At 35.1% G+C, this 22328-nt stretch carries 18 protein-coding genes; 9 read left to right on the top strand and 9 right to left on the bottom strand.

Features of this window, described 5'->3' with window-relative positions; all coding sequences use genetic code 11:
* Positions 1-8: 8 nt before the first annotated feature.
* The 4 genes from PQG52_RS10800 to PQG52_RS10785 all read left to right on the top strand — a co-directional run bounded on the left by PQG52_RS10800 (position 9) and on the right by PQG52_RS10785 (position 4910).
* Positions 9-1055: an ABC transporter permease gene (locus PQG52_RS10800; protein WP_271829488.1), complete on the top strand. Its 1047-nt coding sequence runs from the start codon at positions 9-11 to the stop codon at positions 1053-1055.
* Positions 1055-1990, top strand: coding sequence for an ABC transporter permease (locus PQG52_RS10795; RefSeq protein ID WP_271829486.1), 936 nt, complete (start codon positions 1055-1057; stop codon positions 1988-1990). Before PQG52_RS10800 ends, PQG52_RS10795 begins: the two co-directional genes overlap by 1 nt.
* Positions 1991-2059: 69 nt before the next feature.
* Positions 2060-3442, top strand: a complete 1383-nt coding sequence (locus PQG52_RS10790; protein ID WP_271829485.1) for a carbohydrate porin — start codon at positions 2060-2062, stop codon at positions 3440-3442.
* Between the two features lie 529 nt (positions 3443-3971).
* A complete protein-coding gene (locus PQG52_RS10785) occupies positions 3972-4910 on the top strand; it encodes a LysR family transcriptional regulator (protein ID WP_271829484.1) in 939 nt (312 codons plus the stop codon).
* Between the two features lie 296 nt (positions 4911-5206).
* Here the strand turns inward: PQG52_RS10785 and repM are convergent, their stop codons facing one another.
* Complete coding sequence (gene repM / locus PQG52_RS10780) at positions 5207-5896, bottom strand: replication initiation protein RepM (RefSeq protein ID WP_271790492.1); 690 nt, start codon at positions 5894-5896, stop codon at positions 5207-5209.
* 245 nt (positions 5897-6141) lie between these two features.
* The gene (locus PQG52_RS10775) at positions 6142-7011 is read right to left on the bottom strand and encodes a MurR/RpiR family transcriptional regulator (RefSeq protein WP_271829483.1); all 870 of its coding nucleotides are present in this window, start codon (positions 7009-7011) and stop codon (positions 6142-6144) included.
* Between the two features lie 203 nt (positions 7012-7214).
* Between PQG52_RS10775 and PQG52_RS10770 the strand changes: the two genes are divergently transcribed.
* Entirely contained in the window at positions 7215-8459 is a 1245-nt protein-coding gene (locus PQG52_RS10770) for a ParA family protein (protein ID WP_271829482.1), read from the top strand.
* Positions 8460-8464: 5 nt separating this feature from the next.
* Positions 8465-9475: a ParB family protein gene (locus tag PQG52_RS10765; RefSeq protein WP_271829481.1), complete on the top strand. Its 1011-nt coding sequence runs from the start codon at positions 8465-8467 to the stop codon at positions 9473-9475.
* Between the two features lie 64 nt (positions 9476-9539).
* Here PQG52_RS10765 and PQG52_RS10760 read toward each other — a convergent pair whose 3' ends face one another.
* From PQG52_RS10760 to PQG52_RS10740, 5 genes are read right to left on the bottom strand one after another with little or no spacing between them, the layout of a single operon-like run.
* Positions 9540-10676, bottom strand: coding sequence for a Gfo/Idh/MocA family protein (locus PQG52_RS10760; RefSeq protein ID WP_271829480.1), 1137 nt, complete (start codon positions 10674-10676; stop codon positions 9540-9542).
* Between the two features lie 11 nt (positions 10677-10687).
* Complete coding sequence (iolB, locus tag PQG52_RS10755; protein WP_271829479.1) at positions 10688-11488, bottom strand: 5-deoxy-glucuronate isomerase; 801 nt, start codon at positions 11486-11488, stop codon at positions 10688-10690.
* Between the two features lie 10 nt (positions 11489-11498).
* On the bottom strand, positions 11499-12386 hold the full coding sequence (iolE, locus tag PQG52_RS10750) for a myo-inosose-2 dehydratase (RefSeq protein WP_271829478.1): 888 nt from the start codon (positions 12384-12386) through the stop codon (positions 11499-11501).
* Positions 12387-12409: 23 nt separating this feature from the next.
* Complete coding sequence (gene iolD, locus PQG52_RS10745; RefSeq protein ID WP_271829476.1) at positions 12410-14269, bottom strand: 3D-(3,5/4)-trihydroxycyclohexane-1,2-dione acylhydrolase (decyclizing); 1860 nt, start codon at positions 14267-14269, stop codon at positions 12410-12412.
* Between the two features lie 30 nt (positions 14270-14299).
* The gene (locus tag PQG52_RS10740; protein ID WP_271829475.1) at positions 14300-16204 is read right to left on the bottom strand and encodes a bifunctional 5-dehydro-2-deoxygluconokinase/5-dehydro-2-deoxyphosphogluconate aldolase; all 1905 of its coding nucleotides are present in this window, start codon (positions 16202-16204) and stop codon (positions 14300-14302) included.
* A gap of 534 nt (positions 16205-16738) precedes the next feature.
* Here PQG52_RS10740 and PQG52_RS10735 point away from each other — a divergent pair.
* Together PQG52_RS10735 and PQG52_RS10730 are read left to right on the top strand one after the other, a co-directional pair.
* Complete coding sequence (locus PQG52_RS10735) at positions 16739-18208, top strand: sugar porter family MFS transporter (RefSeq protein ID WP_271829473.1); 1470 nt, start codon at positions 16739-16741, stop codon at positions 18206-18208.
* 99 nt (positions 18209-18307) lie between these two features.
* A complete protein-coding gene (locus PQG52_RS10730; protein WP_271829471.1) occupies positions 18308-19132 on the top strand; it encodes a sugar phosphate isomerase/epimerase family protein in 825 nt (274 codons plus the stop codon).
* A 281-nt stretch (positions 19133-19413) separates the two neighbouring features.
* Here the strand turns inward: PQG52_RS10730 and PQG52_RS10725 are convergent, their stop codons facing one another.
* Together PQG52_RS10725 and PQG52_RS10720 are read right to left on the bottom strand one after the other, a co-directional pair.
* Positions 19414-20448, bottom strand: coding sequence for a Gfo/Idh/MocA family protein (locus PQG52_RS10725; RefSeq protein ID WP_271829470.1), 1035 nt, complete (start codon positions 20446-20448; stop codon positions 19414-19416).
* A gap of 60 nt (positions 20449-20508) precedes the next feature.
* Entirely contained in the window at positions 20509-20898 is a 390-nt protein-coding gene (locus PQG52_RS10720) for a tautomerase family protein (RefSeq protein ID WP_271829469.1), read from the bottom strand.
* 335 nt (positions 20899-21233) lie between these two features.
* Between PQG52_RS10720 and iolG the strand changes: the two genes are divergently transcribed.
* On the top strand, positions 21234-22238 hold the full coding sequence (gene iolG / locus PQG52_RS10715) for an inositol 2-dehydrogenase (RefSeq protein ID WP_271829468.1): 1005 nt from the start codon (positions 21234-21236) through the stop codon (positions 22236-22238).
* Positions 22239-22328: the final 90 nt, after the last annotated feature.

Genomic DNA, 22328 nt, shown 5'->3' with positions numbered 1-22328 from the left:
GGAATAGAATGCAAACATATATACGTAGATTATCCATAGCCCCCCTCTCTTTTGTTACTTTATATCGCATATTTGTTTTTACGATTATTTTATTACTATGCGCATTGACAGCATGGGGATATGGTTTTCATCCCTTATCTTTGACTTATATGATTTTATCAGTCTCGTTTGGCACCCGTGTTGGACTAGAGGGTATTTTACTATATGTTACCCCTTTATTACTCACGGGGGCTGCGTGTTTACTGGCATTTCGGCTATGGATTGTTAACAATGGTGCTGAAGGACAGTTTTTATTAGGCTCTCTTATGTCCACTTGGGTTGGACTACATTGTAATTTTTCTGGGTGGTTATGCATAGTTCTTGCGGGTCTGGCAGGAATTGCGGGTGGCGTTTTATGGATCCTCGTTCCTACTTTGGCAAAAATATATGCTGGAGTTAATGAAATCCTGACCACTTTAATGTTAAATTTTATAGCCACGTTTATCATCATTTATTGTGTCACTGGTCCCTTAGCAGGTAGTTTCACTTCAAGCCCAATTATTCCTATTCATCTACCTTTGTTGTGGGGAAATGTTCATATTGGCATTTTAATAGCCTTATTTTGTGTATTTATATTAGCTTGGGTATCAACCCACACAAAATGGGGGTATGAACTTAGGGTGTGTGGGGCAAGCACACAAGCTGCACATTATATCGGGCTCTCTGTCAATCAATATCTATTTATCATTATGTTAATTTCTGGTGGTCTTTCAGGATTAGCAGGAATGTTAGAGGTCGTTGGTACTGTTCATCGATTACAACCAGGAATATCAAATGGTTTAGGATATTTGGGGATTGTTGTTTCTATTTTGGCAAGAAACTCTTTTCTAAGCTTAATCCCTTCTGCTCTCTTGATCGCCTTTATCTTAAATACGAGCATTATTTTACAAACACAGCAATTAAATAACGCAATAACCCTGATTATTACAGGCCTGTTATTGCTGTTAATTGCCATTGCGGATGAGCTAGCACATTATCAATACATCAAAATATATCCCAAGCAAAAGGAAATATAATGGATATTGCAACTAATTTGTTATATTTTTCAATTATTAGTGGAGGCGGTATCGTATTAGCCTCAATTGGAGAGTGGCTTTCTGAACGATCTGGGGTATTAAATCTGGGTATAGAAGGTTTGATGTCCTTGGGTGCAGTGACCGCTATTATAGCCGTTTTCTCATTTCATAACCCATGGATAGCGTTGATAATTACTTGTGGAGTGGGGGCTATATGCGGCATTATTTTTGCAATTTGCGCAATTATCATTAAAGCTAATCAAGTTTTATGTGGATTGGCCTTTACAATGCTGGGGATCGGTATTGCGGAATTTATTGGTAAACCCTATGAAGGAATTATAGCTACTGAACATTTGCAACCAATGCCTATTCCTTTTTTATCCTCAATATCTACAATAGGTTACATTGTTTTCTCTCAAAATATTATGGTATATCTGATTTATATCATTATTCCATTAACAATATATGTAGTTTTTTTCAAAACCCAACATGGGTTAAATGTCAGAGCCGTTGGAGAAAATCCAGAAGCTGCTGATGCTGTTGGGGTTCCAGTAACACGTATCCGCTTTTTTTATAGTTGTTTGGGAACGATATTGGGTACATTGGCGGGTGGCTATTTGATCCTTGCCTCTGTTTTTACATGGTCAGGGGGATTGATTGCTGGACAAGGATGGATTGCTATTGCTTTGGTGATGCTGGGGCGATATCGATTGGTTTATATGATTTTATCGGGTGTGTTTTTTGGATTTATAACAGCAATTGGATTTGAAGGACAAGTATTTAACTGGCCTATACCACCTGTAATTTTGAATAGTTTACTATATATCTTTGCAATTATATTTGCAATTTTCCCTTCATTTTTGGCTAAAAATAATTCTAAGAAATGGCGCGCTCCAGCTGCTTTATGCACGCCATTTTTTCGTTCCAATCGATAGTCTACTTTTTTTTACGGATAAAAAATTTATTATTTCACATTTATTTTAAAAACTTGAAAGGCACAGCGAATGAGCAATATTTTAGGATGTAAATTATCTTTTATTGTCGGATGGAGTAGTGTTTTTCTTTGTAATATTGTAGATTGCAATAAATCCTACGCACGAACCACATCATTCTATAAGAAATCAGCTACCACCCCAACAAACTCAGACAATACAAAATCAAGTATTCACGATGAGTTATTCCTGGGAAAAATAAATTCATATTTAAATCAGTATGGAATTCATTTTGGATCGAATTGGATTTCAGAAACATCTGCTGTCGTCAGTGGTGGGCGTAAAAAAGGGATAAATTACGCACATCAAATGACTTTTGCGTTGGATGTGGATTGGGAAAAACTGTCAGGATTTAAAGGATTTTCAACGCATGCGGTTGCTTTAAATTTTACAGGTCGAAGCACAAGTTATGATTATATTGGAGATTCTGTTATTCAATCTCAAGAGGTTTACATCCCTCATCAAGCATTAATTCGTATGTATGTTTTTTATGCAGAACAAAAATTGTGGAATAAAAAACTAGATATTAAATTAGGTCGTGTCAGTACAGGAAATGAATTTGCCGCTAGCCCATTTGCTTGTGATTTTATTTCATTGGCAACCTGTGGACATCCTAGGGCAGTTGCGCAGCAAGGATTTCCTAGTTGGCCAGGAGCTGTATGGGGTATGCGTATTTTATATAATATTTCTCCTAAATCATATGTGCAATTAGGCGGATTTGAAAGTGCACCTTGGCCTCAGGGCGGGAGAAATGGTTGGGACTGGGATGCAAAATATACTACAGGTGCATATATCCCAATTGAATTTGGTTATAACCCAGATTTCGGTAGAAATCATCTAACAGGATATTATCGTATTGGAGGAGGTTTTGATACTAGCCGTTTTAATACGTGGTCATCACACATAACCAACTCCGGAAAAACGGATAATCGAACACAGTTCTGGGTAATGATCGATCAAATGGTTTATCGCAATGATGATCAAAAAGATCATGGCATTTATATCTTGGCCAATTGGGGGCATGATTCTCCAACCACATCTATAATTAAAGATTCTTATAATATTGGATTTATTAATCGAGGTTTTTGGAAAAAAAACCCAGATCAACAATTTGGAGTCATGTTAACATATTACAAAGTTCCAAAGGGATTAAACCGCGCACAACAGTTTCAAAAATCACAAGGAATGAATAATAATATTGTAGAGTTTCCTTTTTTAAACCGTGCGCCTGGAGTTCAATCAAGCGCAATTATGTTAGAAGCAAATTATAGCATTCCAATCTATAAAAGTTTTACTGTTGTACCCGTTTTTCAATATTTTCACCATGTTGCTGCGACAAAAAACGTTTATCCGGATGCTGCTGTTATCGCATTAAAAACCAATGTTATTTTTTAGTATGCTCAATCAGTTTTAATTATATAATTTGGTAACTTGATTATCGCCTGCGATTGTATCGAAGAGATCAATATCAATAGATAATTGATAAATGTCAGACAAATAAGTAATTTATTGTTTGAACGAATAAACACACTTTATACTTTCAGTAAAATAATCCCCTATTTGTCCAGAAAGCTATCTAGTAAAGAATTTTTCAAGATTTCTACCTAAAAATATTTATAAATAAATACATAATATTGAACTTTTCATTTGATGTTATTTGGCGAATACATGAAAATTTATAACTCTAACAATTAAGAGATTAAAAGAATATATTATTCATCAAAAATTTATTATTACCTACGAACAAAAATATTATCGAAGTATATTTTTATAAAAAACACTACTTTTTATCGTCCGTAAACATTTAGTTAACGATCATTCAAATTAATTAATAACATACCCTAATAAAAAAATCATAAAATAGATATAAATGCTCTTTTAAAAATATTTAATTTAATATTATAATTTGAGTTTTAGGATAGATATGAATCTACATCCTTTTTCTCATAAAATATTAAATTTATATTCTCGTTTTTTTATTTATTTTCAAGCAATTCTAACTTATGGATCTGTACGTTCTGCAGCAAGACATTTACGTATTACCCCATCTGCACTGACACGCCAAATTCAAAATTTTGAATTAAATATAGGTGTACCATTATTTGAACGTCATGCTCATGGTATGGTTTTAACACAAGCAGGAGATATTTTATCTAGCCATATCATGGTAGTGATGGAAGATTTAAAGAGAATAGAAGATCGTATTTTAGCTTTGCACAAAATTAAAGACGAGAAAATCAATATTATGGTTATTGAGAGCGCTGCAAATGAAATTATGCCATATGTTATTAATAAAATAACTACTACATATCCCACCATTCGATTACAGGTGAATACAGGGTCATCGAAAGAAATTTTTGAAGCATTGTATGCCGGATATCTAGATATTGGTATTGCTTTAAATTTAGGTGAGCCGCAAAATCTTAAAAATATTATTTCTCAACCAGTCAAAATGGATGCTATCGTGCATACTAAGCATGCTTTAGCAGGGAAAAAAATTATTACATTGTCTGAATGTGTATCTTACCCATTAATCATGCCATCCTCTTCATTATCTTTATATAAAACTATTTACCCACTATTAAAAAACCTACAAGAAAATCTTAATATTCGTATGGAAAGTAATTCTATTGATTTAATGATTAAAATGGCTGCAGCTGGAATGGGATTAGCTTTTTGTTCGAGATTAACCACGATATCCACACAAGAAAAAGAAGATTTTATTCGTATACCAATACAAAATAAAGAGACGAGAACATTATTAGGAGTATATATTGTGAAGGATAAACAACCAACCTATTCTGTAAATATCATTTTACAAATTATCCAAAATTATTTAAATCACAATTTTAAATCTATATAAAAAAGCAGGTCTTATCATAAATGTGAGAAAACAAAGTTTGACTTAATATAAATATTAAATAGTCTTTTGTAGGTCCATCTTCTAAATATTTTTCAATACAGGATTTATTGATGAGAACAATAATGACATATTAAATGAAACAATAGTTTAAATGTGTAGTTTAAGTATAGAGAAATGTAAATCATCAATGTGTTAGATTAATTCTGCCTAAGAAAAATCCCTCGCATAATCTTGTTAATAATTTGTAAAACATAACGAATTTGTTACAAAAGGTCGAAAAATGGTGTCATATGCAATTACCTTATTTGTTGAAATGTAAAACTGAACCCACAAATAACCCTACCGTTCTTGTGCTGTTTATATTTTACTACAATATCCGTAAGATTATTAATTTGTATAATAGCCGCTTCTAATACACGTCTTTTAAACAGTTCCATCCGTTTATATTCATCTTTTTGAATGCCTAATTGATAACGAAATTCCTGTAATTCAAAAATAGGTGTTTTTCCTAAACTTCTCCAAGCAATTAACATTTCATACAAACGTACAGCATACCTACTCGATAATCGATTGACTTGCTTTAGCTCATAACTTGTAAAATGTTTTTCTAGGCGTGTAATTAACGGTACAACTGATGGAGAGAATATTAATTTAATAAGCGCCTCTTTCTCTACATATCGGACTTCGCTGACCCATCTTGATTTAACAAATTCTAAATTCCCTTTTTCATTTGTAAATTGATAGCTAAATTGACGTTCAAATAAATTCTCAGAAGCTTGCTTCATCACGAAATAAGCAGTGTGTTTCTCTACATGGAAATGATTCATATAGCTTGAGGCATGAACCGTTAACGCATTATCTGCATTAATTCCTTTACCTGTTTCTCTAGCCTCAACAATCGCTAATAAAATTAATCTTTGTTCAACTAAGTCAAGATCATAGCTGGCATTAATTAATACATTATCTTTAACAATTATTTCCTTCATATTCCATAACACCACATAACGATTATTTACCTTATACAACCATTGTATAAGTTTGATGTCAATAGATCGAAAAATGGTGTTATATAGGTCGAAAAATGGTGTCATATAGATCGAAAAATGGTGTCATATAGGTCGAAAAATGGTGTCATATAAACAAATTTATCGTTTAAAAATAAAATCTTATATATAGGTAAAAGACTTTAAAAGATTTTAAAAGACTTAAAACATTTTTTCTGTGGATAAAGTTATTTTTTACGTTTTGTATTAATTGCAATTGCTAACATACTTACAACTGCAAATGTAGCAGTTAAAGATCTAAAACCTGAATAATTAGACTCTGTTATTTCAAGCCAAGCATTGGCTTTATGTACTAATGGAGAAAAAGAAGAGTCAGTAATAGCTGCAATTGGAATCCCCAAATCTTTTGCAAAAAAAACTAAATCTAATGTTTTAGAAGCATATGGAGTATAACTAATCGTTAATATTACGTCTTTTCTACTAAGTAATTCAATTTGATTTCTTGCAAGACCACCAGCGTCATCAGCATATTCACATTTAATACCTGCACGACGAAAGACATATGTCATATACATTACAATTGAATAAACACGCTCTGTTCCTACAAAACAAATTGTTTCTGCATTTGCTAACATATCAATCATTTTATCTAAATGCTTATAATTAATATTATGCTCTAAAATATTTAAAGATTGATGAGATGATTCTATAAAACTACTTAATAACTTTTTTTGAGTTAAAGCTTCATTATTTAAATCTTGATAATTTATATTTTCAATTCGTTCTGAATAATCTGGCCAAAAGCGACTTGCATGTTCTCTAAAAATAGATTGTAGCTCTGAAAAACCACTATACCCAAGACTTTTTGCAAAACGAACCAAAGCTGATGGTTGTACTTCTGCTGCTTGTGCAATTTCAGTAATTTTACCAAATGCAATTGTATAAGAAGGTGTTACTAGTAAAAAATCAGCTATTTGAACTAAACGTTTTGAAAAACTAGTTTTTCGATCAAGTATTAATTGATGCAAACTATAAAAATCATGCGGTAATGATGTGTTTTCATTATTTTTAATTTTATTTTCAAAAGCCTGTTCCATAAAAAACCTATTTTAAAATATATATCTGATATTTTAAATATAAACGGATTATCCTTTAAATTACATCTAAATATATAAAAAAAAGTAATTTACAAACCTCTATTTCATCAATAAAAATAAAATTGGGCATTAAAATGCTTTTTTATTCAATTAAGGAATCATTTTACATATAAATATAAAATTGATAATTTTTAGGTTTTGAAATGAATATATTAAATGAGATCTCTGCCATTGGGCAAAGAATGAAACAAGAACAATTATCCTTAAAAGACTCAGTTATTGAAACAACACAAGTGAATGTATCTGACGAACAAATTGATGGATTAGATCGTTTAATTTATAATCATTGCATGAATAAAAAAGCACTTGCTGATTTTTTTGGTAAATCGAGAAATACATTCAGTAAAATCCTAACAGAGTTAGAACATAAAGAAATTATTGGAAATCCCATTTTTCAGAATAAAAACCACCTTTATACACGTTTTGATATTCAATCCATTATGAATGAATTAAAACAACCTCGTTATAAAGACACATATGAAGCAAGAATAATCGTTACTGAAAATCATAAGGGAGGTACAGGCAAAAGCACAACAACTCTCACCTTAGCAACCGCAGCAGCACTAGATCTCCATTTAAATGCCCGTATCTGTATTATTGATTTAGATCCACAAGGATCTATCGGTAATAATCTTATTCGTTCAGTCAATGAAGATGATGTCTTTTTAACCATTACAGATATTTTATTAAAAGAGTATGAACCACAAGGGGATTATGCACAATATATTCAATCTGGTTATTCAGAAGAAACCATTATTTCTAAAATTCCATTTAGCACACATTTACCCAATTTAGATGTTATTACAGCCTTCCCAACAGATGATCGTTTTACGGATACTTATTGGGGAATTAACAAAGAGGAAAGGCATAAATTACTTGTTCGTTTTCGTGATACTGTTTTGCCAATTTTAAAATCTCAATATGATTTAATTTTCATCGATACACCACCACAAGACTCCCCAATTATTTGGTCTATTAATGAAGCAGCAGATGCGTTGTTAGTTCCAATTACACCTCGTGAATATGATTTTGCATCAACCACCAATTATATGTTGACGATTGCTGAACGATTAAAGCAACTGCCTTCTCAAGGGAAAAATATCAAATGGTTTAAAGTATTAGCCGTTAATGTAGATGATAAAAGCCAACATGAAGCACGAACATTAGCGAAATTGGTAAGAACTGTGCAGGATAAATTTTTAACAACCAATATCAAACATTCAGAGGCTTTCGTGGCAGCTGCAGAAAAAGGAAGAACCATATTAGATATCAAAAAATCAGAAGAATTTTGTTCTGCTAAACAATTTGATATTGCAGAGATGTCTGTTTACTCAGTCTATCAACAATTTATTAATGAAATTAAAACAATCTCTTTAAAAAGTGAGTAATATCAATGGTTGAGATAGAAAGAGGAACAAATAAAAATCTTTACTTACATGGTCATAAAAGAACCAGTTTTGAGCAAAAAAATAATTTATCTTCACTAAAGAATACAATAAATTTAAAACGTTCTTTTACCTTTTCGAATGGTCGTAAAGTAGAAGCTAAACATCTTGTCGTTGCAGGAAACAAGGTTGCATCAAACACTGTCGTTCATATGATAAATCCACGTAATCAAACGGCTTTGGATTATCAAGCTGTGCGAGATATCATTGAACAAATTCGAGAACGTGGCGTTGATAAGGAAGGGATTGCCATTCAACAACAAGATAAATACTATTTGATCGAAGGAAGCCGTCGACGCTATTGCTGTATAGAAACACAACAAGATCTTCCTTTATGGGTTATTACCGATGAATTAAGTTCAAAAGAAATCTATGAAATTATTAATGCATCACAAAGTAGTAAAAAATTTTCTTATCGAGAAGTTGGACAACAATATTTAAAGCAAATACAAGAATTAAATTTTACTACGAATGAAGAGTTAGCAGCATATTTAAATACAAGCACAGAAACGATAAGAAAGCGTATACAGGCCGCAAAAATTAACGAACAACTTATTCGAATTTTTCCGGATGCTGAGGGTATACCGAATAGTTATTATTCAAAATTAGCTAAAATTGACAAAGAAGTAGAAAAAAATAAACTGGACTTGCAAAAAATTTGTCAAGACGCTCAATCCAAAGTAGATTTTGAAAAAATTAAAGCGGTAGAAGAGCAACAACATTATTTAATTCATCACTTAATGATGGATATCAAAAATATACTTAATGATCAAAAAGAAGCCATTTGGGAAACAAAAGAGCTCGTTTCGTTTGAAAATAAAGATCAATATGCAAGAGTTAGTCGAAATTCAAACGGTCGAAAAGTAAAATTTGAATTTAATCGAATACATATAAATACGATCAAAGAGATTGAACAAATGATTATTAATCATCTTAATATAAAAGGAGCAAATCATTAATTATAAATTTCTTTGGCAAAAACAACCCCCTTGTTCGCCAAAGAAATTTGATCATTAAGATAATTTAGGAAGCAATTTCTTCTAAATTAACCCAACGATTTTCAGCAGATGAAATAGAAATTGCTTCTGAAATACGAACAATGGTCAAAGCATCTCTGAAATTAAAATCGGTTTGTATATTCTTTTCAATACACTCCATTAACTTCCGAACTTCTAATGTTTTTAGATCGTTAAAACCAATTTGATGCCCACCTGCGGGACAGAACTCACCATATCCTTGATGTTCTGGGCCAGCTACAATGGTCGTAAATCCACGACGACCTGTTTTTTGATCACCTTTATAAATTTGCAACTCATTAAATCTGGCTTGATCAAATATTAAAGAGCCTTTGCTGCCACAAATTTCAAATCCATGATGCATTTCCCATCCTGTTGCTAACCATGAAGAGGTCACAACACCAGTAAAATTATGGTCTTTAAATTGAATTAACGTATTGACTTGATCGTCTGTATAAACAGGTTTTGAGCCTCCATCAGGAGTAGGTCGTGAATTATAAATCGTATCTAATTTTCCACAAACCGAGTCAAACTCACCTAATAAGAACCGTGCAGTAGCGAGCGCATGAGAACCAATATCCCCCAAAGCCCCGCCAAATTGATCTTTTTCACAACGCCAGTTATAAGGGGCAGCATTCGCCATGAACCCTTCAGAGTGAATGCCACGATAGCCTGTAATTTCACCAATTTCGCCGCTTTGAATAATTTCTTTGGCAGTAATCATCATCGGATTACGTAAATAATTAAATCCAACCATGGTAATAACCCCAGCCTGTTCAGCAGCTTTGGTCATTTTAATCGCATCATTCAAAGTGGTTGCCAAAGGCTTTTCACAATAAACAATTTTTTTTGCATTAATAACTTCTAAAGCCATTGGTGTATGTAAATTATTAGGTGTAGTAATAGAAACAATATCAATCTCGGGATGATGGATTAAAAACTTCCAGTCATCTGTGGCGCTCTCAAATCCCAATTGTTTTGCAGCAGCCTGAGCTTTATCTAATGGAATATCAGCTAATATTTTTAAAATTGGCTCTTGTTTCAAAGGAAAAAAACGTCCTACATTTCCAAAAGCCCATGCGTGGGCTTTACCCATGAAACCGCTACCAATAACACCAACGCCTAAGGTTTCTTTTTGTTTCATTATCTTCATTCCTATTGAAAAGCAATATCTGCGAAATCTGGACTTTGGCTAAATTTCCACTGTTTGGTTGGCCCTGCCATGACATTCAAATAATATGAGTCACACCCATGAGGCGCACCCACAGGATGATAGCCTTTTGGAACCATCACGGTTTCCCCATCATAGACAGACATGGTTTCATCTAAAGAGCGATCATCCGTATAAATACGTTGGAACACATATCCTCCTTTACGTTTATTACGATGATAATAGGTTTCTTCCAAATAGGTTTCTTTACCTTCAATGGGAGTATCATGTTTATGTGGTGGATAACTTGACCAGTTTCCCCCTGGGGTTATCACTTCTACAACCAATAGGCTTTCAGATGGATCTGTATCTGTCAGCATATTATTGACATAACGTACATTAGTGCCACTGCCTCGTTTAACAGTCTCGATTTCCTCTGCTTTAATAGCGTAAGGCGCAACCCCTTTTTTAGCAGGTGCTTGACAAATCGCGATCTCAAGATGGGTGGTTGCTTTGACTGTCCATTTCATGTGAGGAGGCACATATACTGCCGAAGGTTTGCCATCAAATACGGACATACGTTCACCCAATATACCGAAACTTTTTTCAGCGGTTGAAATGTCGGCTTTTCCAGTAATAATGACCAAGCAAACTTCATTATCATTACCATCTCTAGCAAGAGTTTGCCCAGCTTGTAAGTGAGCAACTTCAAACCCGATATATTTCCATCCTGCATTTTGAGGCGTGATGCGTGTGACAATCCCTTCTGCATCTGGTGCATGTGGTTTAACTAATAATTTACTCATCAGAAGCTCCTTATTTCTTGATACCAGCTTGATTTAACGAAGTAATCAGATGTTTATATCCCTTGGTAACATATTCAAATGGATTAGCTTTGACAGGGTCTTGCTCTGCTTCAATCACAATCCAACCAGAGTAATTTTGGAATGGTTTAAAAAACTCAACATAATCAACACTACCATCGCCAGGAACGGTGAATACGCCTTGTAAAACACCGTCTAAGAATGGCCAATTTTCAGCATTCGCTTTTTTAAGAACATCTTCACGAACATCTTTGGTATGAATATGCGCTACACGTTCTGCATAATTTTTGGCTAAACGAATAGGATCAGCGCCACCCCATGTTGCATGACCTGTATCAAGTAAAAGATAAACTTCTTTATCAGTAGAATGCATCAAACGATCAATATCTTCTTCAGATTGAACGATCGTTCCCATGTGATGGTGAAAAGACAATTTAATCCCATAATCCAAGGTTAATTTTGCTAATTCATTCAATTTATCAAAATAAATTTGCCACTGGTTTTTTTCCATAATAGGACGATGTGCGACCCCAATATCACGCCGCCCTTGAATGGTATTGGCAGTTTCAGCATAAACTACAACATCGCATCCCATTGCTTTTAATAAATCAAGTTGAGGACGCATTGCCGCGAATTCCTCTTTGGCAGAACGCAGTAACAAAGCCCCAGAAAACCACCAACTGGTTAAGTCTAGATTGTATTTCCCTAATGTTTGTTTTAGAGCATTGGCTTCTTTCGGAAATTTATTTCCCATTTCCATGCCTTCAATGCCAATTTGACTGGCTTCCGAAAGGCAAGTATCCAGAGGAATATCGCCACCTAGTTCAGGCATATCATCGTTAGACCAGCAAATTGCGTGCGCACCAATACGAATAGTCATACTCTTTGTTCCTTGTTGAATGGTTAGTTCCAATGTCTTTGGGTTTTTTTATAGTTGAGATAGGCTTCATAGGCTTCATTGACTGTTTTTTGTTTGGAAACTTCTGGCACAGCAACATCCCACCAATAGCCACATTCTTCTGTGATACTTACCGCTTCAGTATCAATAACAATCACTGTTGTACGGTCATTTTGTTCTGATTTTTTCAACGCTTCTTGTAATGCTTGAACAGAAGAAACTTTTTCACTGATTGCCCCTAATCCTCTGGCATGTAGGACAAAATCAATAGTTGGCAATGTTTTATGATGGGTGTTGACATACATATTATTAAACTGCTTGCCACCACAAACTTGTTGCAGGCGATTAATACATCCGTAACCCAGATTATCTAATAAAACGACTGTGATTTTAACCCCAAGCATAATAGAGGAAACAATTTCTGAATTTAACATCATATAAGAACCATCGCCTACCATCACAACGACATTGCGATCGGGTTCTGCCATTTTGGCTCCTATCCCCCCAGCGATTTCATATCCCATACAAGAGAAGCCATATTCCATATGATAGCCACCACTTTGTTTGGCACGCCAAAGTTTTTGTAATTCACCTGGCAAACCACCTGCAGCGCAAACCACAATGCTATTATCTGGAATAGAACGCATGACTGCCCCAATGACTTGAGCATCACTTGATAATTTCTCTGCGGTTGGGGCAGGAAGAGCCATATATTTATCGGCGGTTTTATACCAATCTGCTTTTAAGCTTTTGGCTTTTTCAGTCCAAGAGCTATCGGTTTTATAATGAGCTATTTGTTGGCCTAATAATTCCAAAACGGCTTTGGCATCCCCAATCAGTGGATGTGAATTATGTTTTGTACCATCAAATGCTTGAATATTCAGACCAATAATTTCGAGGTTTGGATTGTTAAAGACTGCCCATGATCCCGTTGTGAAATCTTGTAATCTGCTGCCAATCGCAAGAATAACGTCGGCTTCATTTGCCAATGCATTTGCAACGGCTGTTCCTGACACGCCTATTCCGCCCATGTTTAAAGGGGATTGATCTGGAATGGCTGATTTGCCAGCATTGGTTTCACCAGCAGGGATGCCGTGCTTATTACAAAAATCTTCAACAAGTTTTTCTGCCCCAGAATAAGCAACACCGCCCCCTATGATGATTAAAGGTTTTTTCGCCTTTAATAAAATTTCTTTGGCGTTTTCTAATTCACTAGGATCGGGATGAAGGCGACGAATATAATGAATTTTCTCTTGAAAAAATGTTTCTGGGAAATCCCATGCCATTGTCTGCACATCTTGGCACAAAGAAAGGGTTACAGGGCCACATTCTGCTGGATCGGTTAAAACGGTCATTGCACGTTGAAAAGCAGGAACAATTTGTTCGGGTCGAGTAATACGATCAAAATATCTGGAAACAGGTTTAAAGCTATCATTAACGGAAACGGTGCCGTCGCCAAAATCTTCAAGCTGTTGTAATACAGGATCTGGCAAACGCGTAGCAAATACATCGCTGGGTAATAAGAGAATAGGTAAACGATTAGCATGTGCTACCCCAGCAGCAGTAACCATATTCAATGATCCTGGGCCAATGGATGCTGTACAAGCCATGATTTGTTTTCTACGTTTACCTTTGGCAAAAGCGATCGCTGTATGTGCCATTCCTTGTTCGTTTTGCCCTCTGAAGGTTGGGAATTGATCCTTTACTTCATGCAAAGCTTCACCAAGGCCTGCAACGTTTCCGTGACCAAAGATCGCCCACATTCCCGCAAAGAAAGGTTGAACACTGCCATCATCGAGCCTGATTTTTTGTGCCATCATTGCTTTGACCAAAGCTTGAGACATTGTAAGACGTATTGTTTTCATTATTGTTCTCCTTAACCTGTCTGGGAAATATCATTGAGCTGCTTTTTGCCAAGCATCAACGAGTTGTTGGAAAGTATCAGCCATTTTTTGAATAGCTTCATCATCATTAATTTGTTTTGTAAACCATTGACGTGCAGGCTCTCCAAAAATTGTACGACCGACGGCAAACCCTTTGACATAAGAAACTTGTGCCGCAGCCTGAAAAGCTTGCGTAATAGTTTCAAGAGGGGCATCCAGCCCAAGGACAACAACACCACGACATAATGGATCATTATGTTTGATTACGTTATTGATGGCTTTCCATGCAGCTTGATCTTGTTGTGGCTCTAATTTCCACCATGCTGGTTTAAGGCCTGCGTTGTAAAGCTGTTGTAAAGCGGTTGCAATGGTTTGGCTGTCTAATGGGCCATTTTTGCCTGCAATAATTTCAATTAACAATTCACGTTGTAAGCGTTGGCAGGCATCATAGGCGCGTTCCAGCTCTCTGATTTGCTTATTTTTTAATTCGACAGGATCATCTGGGTGATAAAAGCAAAGACATTTAACGGTATGTTGCGCTGGCCATGACAATAATTGTGCCCCTAGGCTGCCTTTGCCATCAAAATCAAGTGGACGCGAACCTGGATATTCAATGGGGCGAGAAATCCATAGATTTTCATGGGATGCTAAAAATAATGCTTCTTGACCATAGCGACCATCCATAAAGGTTCCAAATCCAGATCGACCTTTGGCAACCAAAGCGGCTGCTTTGATGGTTAAGATTTTAAACTCACTAATTTTGTCCCGAGAAACGCCATATTCATCAACCATTTCTTCTAATTGTAAGCGATGATCGCATGCTAATGCCATAATAGGTGTAGCTTGATCTGGACGAGTGGTTGCTTGATGTAAATGGGTCAGCATTTGATCTTTCTGAATAGAATGATTATGACTGTTTTGGTTTAAAAAATGTGTTAGCTCAACAAAGGTTGGATATTCTGGGGAACAAAGTAGACGAGAAACGGCAAATGCCCCACAGGCATTCGCATAAGTACAACAAACATCGATGGGTTCGTTTTTTAACCAGCCTCTTAAGAAACCAGACATAAACGCATCGCCAGCTCCAAGCGTGTTACAAACGGTAACTTTAAAGCCTTTCCCTTTGATGCCTTGATCCAAATATTCTGGAATATTACTATCAAAAACAACACAGCCGATAGGGCCACGTTTACAAACAATCGTTGCTTTTGGGGCAATTTTACGAATATGACGAATGGCTTGAATAGTATCTTCATAACCGCTGGCAATATGAAGTTCTTCTTCTGTTCCGACAATCAAATCACATTCAGGTATAATCGACAATAATTTTTCAGTGACTTCTTTTGAACGGACATAGCGCGCTTCACCATCACCAATTGATGCAACCCCCCACAGATTGGGTCGATAATCAATATCAATGACAACTTTTCCACCATGAGCATGGATTAGATTCATCGCTTTACGTTGTGCTTTTTCGCTGTTTTCTTTGGCGAAATGCGTTCCTGTTACAACGATAGCTTTGGCTGTCTTAATAAAATCCTCATGAATATTTTCTTCTGATAAAGCCGCATCCGCACAATCAGTTCTGTAAAATAACAAAGGAAATTGTTCGGAATCTCTGATGCCCAGAATGGCCAGAGCCGTTAATCGTTCAGGATCTTGATGAATTCCTTTTGTATTGACGCCTTCACGTTGCATTTGTTCGATAATAAAATGTCCAAAATGATCATTTCCGACACGGGTGATGACACCAGATTTCAATCCTAAACGAGCAGTACCAATGGCAATATTGGCTGGGCATCCGCCAACGGCTTTATTAAAAGACGAAGTATCTTCTAAACGACAGCCAATTTGTTGAGAATAAAGATCGATAGAAGATCTTCCTATTGTGATAATATCCAGTTCGCCATTGGTCATGAAGTATTCTCCAACAATAATAAAAAAAAAATTCTATTTTTAACAAATATAGAAAAATAATTTTAAATTTACGATATATTACTGTATTTGAATAATAAAAAAGATGTGAACGGCTAGGTTTCACAGTCTTGTGATTGCTATTCAAATTAAAATTAGATGGTTTTTCTGTTCAAGAAAAAGTTATTGGTGGATTGTTGCTATTAAAAAATGTTACAAAACCGCGGATTTATATAAATTTTTGGAAATATTTTTTCAAAAATATGCAATTTCAGCAATAAACACACAAAAAGTTTATTAATAAAATTCAAATTTTATATAATAATTATACTATATCGCGATTTGTAGAAAAAATTTTCTATAATCAAGTAAGTGGGTGCGGTTTTCTTCATAGTTTGAAATTATTTTGATAAAGATAAGGTTCAATAAGGTTGCAAATTGCTTTTTGGTTAAGGTTAATTAATGACCTTTCTATCAGGATTAAGAATATTCTTCGAAAATTTTAAGGAATATTTCTAGATGAAAGAGTAAAGATCTATGTCTGATTCAACAAAAAGAAATTTTATTACAAAAACAACTTTGGTTGCAGCATTGGGGGGGTTATTATTTGGATACGACACCTCTGTTATTTCTGGTGCTGTGGCATCGATTGACCATCAATTGGTCAGACCATTAAATCTTACGAATAATTGGGAAGATTTTATTTCTGGGTTTGTTATTGCTAGTGCACTTGTCGGATGTATGCTTGGTAGTATCATCAGTGGATTTGTTGCAGATTTTGTGGGTCGTAAAAGAGGGTTGTTTATATCAGCTATTCTTTTTGTGATTTCAGCAGTGGGTTCAGCTTGGCCTGAATACGGCATTATATATCCTTTGCATGATCCTGTGGCTATTGTGTGTTCTTTTATATTTTATCGTATTATTTGCGGTATTGGGGTGGGGATTGCATCAACATTAGCGCCTATGTATATTTCTGAAATCGCCCCTGCGACGATTAGAGGCAGTTTGATTATTTATTATCAGATTGCTATTGTAAGTGGTCAAGCAGGTGTTTATTTCGTAAACTGGTTTATTGCCAGCCTTGGGGATCATGATTGGTTGATGACAACAGGCTGGAGAGTTATGCTTGTTTCGGAAGTTATTCCAGCCTTTATCTTTTTATTATTATTAGTTCCTGCTGTTGAAACGCCTCGTTGGTTAATGTTAAAAAATCGTGACGAAGATGCATTAAAAGTGTTGCATAATATTTTTCATCCAAGTGAAGCCCATCAAACCGCTGCGGAAATTAAAAACAGCCTTAATAAAAATATCGAATTGGGATCTTTATTCCAATTTGGTGCAGCTGCAGTTCTTGTGGGGATTGGGGTTGCTGCTTTCCAACAATTAGTTGGAATTAATGCGGTTATGTATTACGCCCCAGAAATGTTTAAAAATATGGGTTTTGGTGAGAGAGGTGCATTATTTCAAACAATTTTTGTTGGGGTAGTCACTGTTATTTTCTGTCTGATTGCCATGAAAATGGTTGATAAAGTTGGCAGAAAGCCATTGTTAATCGTCGGTAGTATTTTACAAGCGATTGCTATGTTGGGGCTGGCTGCTACTTTTATGTTTAAGTTAAACAGTATGATTGCTGTCTTTATGATTCTTTTTTACTGTGCCAGCTTTTCAATTTCATGGGGGCCAATGGCTTGGGTTTTATTGGCAGAATTATTTCCAACAGCCATTAAAGGACGGGCAATGAGCTTAGCTGTTTTTATCGAATGGACAGTAAATTTATTCGTTTCTTGGTCCTTTAAAATAATGGATGGCAATGCTTCTTTGAATGCGGTGTTCAATCATGGTTTTCCATTTATTATCTATGGAATTATGGGGGTTTTAGGAACTTTCTTTGTGATTTTCTTTGTTCCAGAAACCAAAGGACGTAGTTTGGAAGAAATACAACAAATTTGGTTGGATCGTAAAAATAAAAAACAAATGAGAAATCAGATTCCTGCCAAAGCATTATAAAAGCGACTTATTTATATTGACTTCACACTGTTAAAAACAGCGTGAAGTCAATATGATTCCATTATTAATTTAAAATCAGTTTTAAAATAAGAGGTTGATATGCGTAATATTGGATGTTGTACGTGGATTTTTGATAATGAACCGATTGAAGAAACTGCACGCCGTGTAAAAGATATTGGATTAAATGGTGTTGAATTACATGGGGATATTCACTCGATTGATCCTGTGCAAGCTGGTAAAATATTTGCAGATCAAGGGCTGAAAATATTTTCTATTACTCCTGGTGATGCTGATATTTCCCATCCTGATTGGATTATTCGACAAGACGCTGTGGATTATTATAAGCAATTAATTGATTGGGTATTGAAAATAAATCAAACGCCTAGCCCTCCATTAATTTCTTGTCATGGATTAGTACAACGTATACGACCAGTGAGTAACCAAGAGGAGGAAAATAATTTTCTTGTCGAAAGTACAAAACAAATTTGTAATATGGCGCAACAGGTTAATATAGAAATTGTTTTTGAAGTATTAAATCGGTATGAAAGTCATCAAGTTCGTACATTAAGAGAAGGTCTCAGTTTGATCGAACATGTAAAAGCCCCCAATTTAAGATTGCTTGCAGATGCCTATCATATGAATATAGAAGAGGCTAATCCGGCGGTTTCTTTACGGGAAGCCGGAGAACATATTGGCCTTTATCATGCTGCGGATTCCAATCGTGGTGCTATCGGTGAAGGGCATACTGATTTTACATCGCAAATGATAGCATTAAATGATATTCAATATCAGGGACCGATTATTCTTGAAATTTCTGCACCAGGGCCAGATCCATTCAATACGAATAAAGGAGAAGGTTTCAAAGAGATTTTAGAACAACAGTTAAAAAAGTCAGTGAATGCCATTCGTGCATTCAATAGTTGATATTACAAAATATCCTGATTAAATTTCAAAGTTTAGTATTACGTCATTTTGAACATGGTATGTATGCGTTTTGTTTAATAAATTATTATTATGCAGACTATCTGGCATCAACATTAACAATATCTTAATAGTTTAAACAATATCCTAGAAAAACAATGAACAATTTTAAAAACCATTTTTATAGATTGAGGGTTATTAAACTGTTCATTGGGTCCTTAAATATACTTTTACGTGCATCTAATAGTTAAAAAATAAATAAGTTAAATTTCAAGTAGAACCAGTTACTTATACATTGCGGGGCGTTCTGGAATTGAAATTGGTTCTATTGCTTGCGTTTCTTGTGCTTTGACACAAGCTTCGGCAGCAATCGCAGCAACATATCCATTCCAAGAGCTCGGGCCTTTGATTTTGCCAATCTTACATGCATCGATAAATTCTTGGATTTCGATATCATACGCATCAATAAAACGTTCTTTCCAATCTGTTAAAATTGGAGTGGATAATTTTGCATCAGAACGCAATGCAACCGCAGCAGGATCTGGTAAACTAACAATTCCCTTTTCACCCACAACAGAACATTGAATATCATATCCATATTGGCAGTTAACAAAGACTTCTACATCGATACGAACGCCAGATTTGGTTTCTAATAGAATGATTTGAGGATCGCGTAATTTGGCGTGTGTATGGCTTGTTTGACGAGGGAAAATAACTTGCGCAGAAATATAATCATCATCTAATAACCATCTTAATACATCAAGTTCGTGAATCAATGTGTCAAAAATTGCCATACTCGTCACGTAGTTTTCCCCGACATTTTGATTACGATGTGCCGCATGAACCATCAAAGGCGTGCCAATAGCACCATCAGCAATCATTTTTCGTAATGCACGATAGTCTTTGTCGTAGGGACGCATAAAGCCTACCTGCACCAAACGACTACCATGCGCTTGTTCAGCTTGAATAATTTTGTCACAATCTTCGATTGTTGTTGCTAATGGTTTTTCACAAAATACAAATTTTCCAGCTTTAATTGCGGATAAAACATATTCGGCATGCGTTGGCCCCCAAGAAGTAACCATGACTGCATCGACATTCTCTGCATTAATCACATCATGCCCCGATTCATAGGCTTTGGCATTGGGATTATGTGGCGTAACAGCCTTCTTTGCGTTATCTATGTTTACATCACTTACGGCGACGATTTCTGCACCAGATAATGTATGTGTACATCTTCGAATATGATCGACACCAATAGCACCAGTCCCAATCACACCAATTCTTAACTTTTTATCATGTTGGTTTGTCGTATTCATTGTCAATCTCCTTATAAGGTTACGCGTAAATTACGGTTTGTTTGTTTTTTAAGAAGGCGCTTATAAATCACCCTCTAAAAACTGGGCTCTTCCTAATCCAAAAGACCAATCTTCGTCGCTATTCACAACAATACTCGTCATCACATCAGAGGCTTCAATTCCACAATTTTCTTTTAATAACTGGCAAACAAGACTGTAGAATTTCTTTTTTTGTTCAGCGGATCTTGGTCTGGAAATCATTTGGATTAAAACGAATTTATCAGTTTTTGGAATATCCAATCCTGTATCTTCGGCAACTAGAAATCCAGGTTTATGCTGTGTTAAAATTTGATATCTATCTCGTTCAGGAACTTCAAAAGCAATCACCATTGCACGATGAATTGTTTCTTTTAACATATTCAATTCTTGCTGGTTTCTACCTTCGACAACATCAATACGAATAAGAGGCATTTTTAACCCTTTTGAGTTTAATGAAATATAACGAATAGTAAATATAAGATATATATCTTACTCAAAATAGAAAAATTTTTTCATTTTTAATAAATTATACGTGATTGCAAAATTTAATTGATACAATTAAGTTTTAGGAAATTACTTAAAAGACCTACTAATGATCTGAATTATTTATGTAAATAGATTATTCTTGAGCATAATAACTATCAAAAAGAAGATCATTATTCACATAATTTTCATTATCTAGAAATTATAATAGATCGTAAATTTAAAAATATTTTTCTATTTTAGGAAAGTATTTAATACCGATTTAATCAACGAAAGAAAATCCAATGCTAAATATTGCTGTCCTTGGCACAGGTCGTATCGGCCGTATGCATGTTGATAATATTGTCGCTCATCCCAAAGCAAAGCTAGCAGGTGTATTCGATGTTAATATTGCAGCTGCACAAGAAATTGCTGGCAAACATTATGTTAAACAATTCCAATCTGTAGGTGATGTGTTTTCCTCTTCTGCAGTAGACGCCGTTTTAATTGCGACTTCGACTGCCACCCACGCTGATTTAATTGAACAAGCTGTTGCGGCTAAAAAGGCCATTTTTTGTGAAAAACCTATTGATTTATCTTTGGATCGTGTAAAAGCTTGCGAACAAAAAATTAAAGGTACTGATATTCCAATTATGCTTGGATTTGTCCGAAGGTTTGATAAAGGTCATCGTGCTGTGAGAAAATCCATCGAAGCAGGAGCTGTTGGAGATGTACACCAAGTGATTATTACTTCACGTGATCCAGACATGGCACCTGATGCTTATATCGAAGTATCAGGCGGTATTTTCCGTGATATGACCATTCATGATTTTGATATGGCACGTTTTATCCTTGGGGAAAATATTACAGAAGTTTCTGCAACAGGTTCTCGTCTTGTTAATAGCGCTTTAATGGAACGTTGTCATGACTATGATACAGTAACTATTGTCATGAAAACAGCTTCTGGAAAACAATGCATCATTAATAATTCACGCCGTGCAGTATACGGATATGACCAACGTGTAGAGGCTTTTGGGTCTAAAGGAATGGCTATTTCCGAAAATCATTCGATGAACAATATGCGTTTATATAATGAACATTTTACAGATCAAAAACCTGCTTTGATGAATTTTTTCATTGATCGTTATGGCGAAGCATTTAATAACGAAATTAGTGTTTTTGTAGATGCTGTTGAGCAAGGGAAAAAGCCAGAAGTCAGTTTTGAAGATGGTAAACAGGCATTAATACTTGCAGAAGCAGCAAGCCGCTCTATTCTTGAAAACCGTGTGATTCGTTTAGCTGAGATTTAAATTTCAGATTAATTTTTTGGTTATATTTTATATTATATGAAAAGGGGGCTTGGCTCTATTGTAAAATAGAGCCAAGCACTTATACTGTAT

Origin of the sequence: Commensalibacter communis (assembly GCF_947179105.1) — a bacterium.
In the GTDB taxonomy this organism is placed as follows: domain Bacteria; phylum Pseudomonadota; class Alphaproteobacteria; order Acetobacterales; family Acetobacteraceae; genus Commensalibacter; species Commensalibacter communis.
This window is presented reverse-complemented; position numbering and strand designations above follow the sequence as displayed.

Coding starts and splice junctions, on each gene's coding strand:
- PQG52_RS10800 (WP_271829488.1), top strand. CDS start 9: ATGCAAACATATATACGTAGATTATCCATAGCCCCCCTCTCTTTTGTT.
- PQG52_RS10795 (WP_271829486.1), top strand. CDS start 1,055: ATGGATATTGCAACTAATTTGTTATATTTTTCAATTATTAGTGGAGGC.
- PQG52_RS10790 (WP_271829485.1), top strand. CDS start 2,060: ATGAGCAATATTTTAGGATGTAAATTATCTTTTATTGTCGGATGGAGT.
- PQG52_RS10785 (WP_271829484.1), top strand. CDS start 3,972: ATGAATCTACATCCTTTTTCTCATAAAATATTAAATTTATATTCTCGT.
- repM (WP_271790492.1), bottom strand. CDS start 5,896: ATGAAGGAAATAATTGTTAAAGATAATGTATTAATTAATGCCAGCTAT.
- PQG52_RS10775 (WP_271829483.1), bottom strand. CDS start 7,011: ATGGAACAGGCTTTTGAAAATAAAATTAAAAATAATGAAAACACATCA.
- PQG52_RS10770 (WP_271829482.1), top strand. CDS start 7,215: ATGAATATATTAAATGAGATCTCTGCCATTGGGCAAAGAATGAAACAA.
- PQG52_RS10765 (WP_271829481.1), top strand. CDS start 8,465: ATGGTTGAGATAGAAAGAGGAACAAATAAAAATCTTTACTTACATGGT.
- PQG52_RS10760 (WP_271829480.1), bottom strand. CDS start 10,676: ATGAAACAAAAAGAAACCTTAGGCGTTGGTGTTATTGGTAGCGGTTTC.
- iolB (WP_271829479.1), bottom strand. CDS start 11,488: ATGAGTAAATTATTAGTTAAACCACATGCACCAGATGCAGAAGGGATT.
- iolE (WP_271829478.1), bottom strand. CDS start 12,386: ATGACTATTCGTATTGGTGCGCACGCAATTTGCTGGTCTAACGATGAT.
- iolD (WP_271829476.1), bottom strand. CDS start 14,269: ATGAAAACAATACGTCTTACAATGTCTCAAGCTTTGGTCAAAGCAATG.
- PQG52_RS10740 (WP_271829475.1), bottom strand. CDS start 16,204: ATGACCAATGGCGAACTGGATATTATCACAATAGGAAGATCTTCTATC.
- PQG52_RS10735 (WP_271829473.1), top strand. CDS start 16,739: ATGTCTGATTCAACAAAAAGAAATTTTATTACAAAAACAACTTTGGTT.
- PQG52_RS10730 (WP_271829471.1), top strand. CDS start 18,308: ATGCGTAATATTGGATGTTGTACGTGGATTTTTGATAATGAACCGATT.
- PQG52_RS10725 (WP_271829470.1), bottom strand. CDS start 20,448: ATGAATACGACAAACCAACATGATAAAAAGTTAAGAATTGGTGTGATT.
- PQG52_RS10720 (WP_271829469.1), bottom strand. CDS start 20,898: ATGCCTCTTATTCGTATTGATGTTGTCGAAGGTAGAAACCAGCAAGAA.
- iolG (WP_271829468.1), top strand. CDS start 21,234: ATGCTAAATATTGCTGTCCTTGGCACAGGTCGTATCGGCCGTATGCAT.